Origin of the sequence: Frankia sp. AiPs1 (assembly GCF_023716945.1) — a bacterium.
Classification (GTDB): domain Bacteria; phylum Actinomycetota; class Actinomycetes; order Frankiales; family Frankiaceae; genus Frankia.
In genome coordinates, this window is record NZ_JAMQQF010000955.1 from 1 (window position 1) to 1,317 (window position 1,317).

1 protein-coding gene and 1 pseudogene are annotated in these 1,317 nt (G+C 73.5%); both read left to right on the forward strand.

Going from position 1 to position 1,317, the window contains the following annotated elements:
* Positions 1–372, forward strand: a pseudogene (locus ND748_RS32140) (hypothetical protein); the annotation flags it as partial.
* Between the two features lie 173 nt (positions 373–545).
* Positions 546–1,317 (forward strand): hypothetical protein (locus ND748_RS32145; protein WP_374216093.1); only part of this gene is annotated, 772 nt, incomplete at its 3' end.

Genomic DNA, 1,317 nt, shown 5'->3' on the forward strand with positions numbered 1-1,317 from the left:
GCCACGGGCAGCGTCGGGGCGGGCACACCGGCGCGCAGGGCCGCCGGCGCGCCGCCAGCTCGGATTCCACCGTCTCCGATCCCGGCAGGTGGCGGTGGCGCTGCGCCGCCGCCGGCCGCCGCGGGAGCCGGCACCGGCTCGCCGCAGGGAATCAGTCGGACCTTCTACGGTGCCAACAGTCCGGGCGAGAACCTTCCCCAGCGCAAGGCGGGACCCAACGCCAGCTCGGGTGGACCGGGGCTGGTCGTCACCTACCCGCCGGCGTCGCCGTTCGTGGTGCCCCAGTGCCACAAGCCCGCGCGGTGCCACGGCGACTCCGAGCAGCAGCCGACCCCCGCCCCGCTGACCCCCACGGGTGCGTCCAACCGCTGAGCGCCCAGGTCAGTGATGCCCCGGTTACCAATTGATCCGTTCCGTCGCCGTGCGCGACGGGGCCAACCGGGGGGGTCGCGACAACTCAGACTTATCCCATGTAAGAATCCTCACATCAACCGGCGCATCGCCACAACTACCGGCACAGCAACCTGATCCGAGGACGACGGATTGTGACCGACATGACGAGCCGGGCTGATGACCCCCCGGCGCCAGGACCCGACGATGTCACGACGGGCGCCGACCTACGCATCGCGCTTGCGCAGGAGCTGGCCGACCTGACGATCGACGACGCCGTTGCACGACTGCCCACCGGCACCGCCACCGTCACCGCCCTGCGCGAGCGTGCCCGGGCGATCGATCCGGGTCCGGTGGTGGCGGCCGCGCGGCGCATCCTCGACGACGTCCAGCGGGCCGCTCGACCGCAGCCCGCGGACCTGGACCGGCTGGGCGCGTTCGTCGAGGAGCTCGATGCCCTCTGCGCGGGCGTGGTGGAACACACCGGTGAGCCGCCGGACGAGGTCAGCCGGGACGCCGTCATCGTCGCAGTCGACCGTTTCGCCGAGCGAGCCGACGCGGTCAGACGGACGACCGCGCTGCAACGTCTCGCAGTCGTCGACGGCCCGCCGGGCGTCACAGCCCTGCTCGGCGAGGTGCGAACGGCGGCCGCCGCGGCGCTGCGCGGCGGTCTGGCCGGGTCGTCGGTCGACGACTCCCTCGTCCTGGGTCTGCTCACGCTGGTGGAGATCATCGATGAGGCCGCCGACGAGGCGACGGCGGACGACGTGCGGTTGATGGAACTGGACGATCGGGCCCGGTCCCAGTTGCCCACCGCGATCCAACCCGTGCTCGTCCCGGCCGGGCGGGGCCGCCTTCGGTTGCCCGAGCCGGCGGCGGCCGGTGCCCCGCCCGCGCCGCTCCCGCCCAGGTCCGTCAGACCCGCGC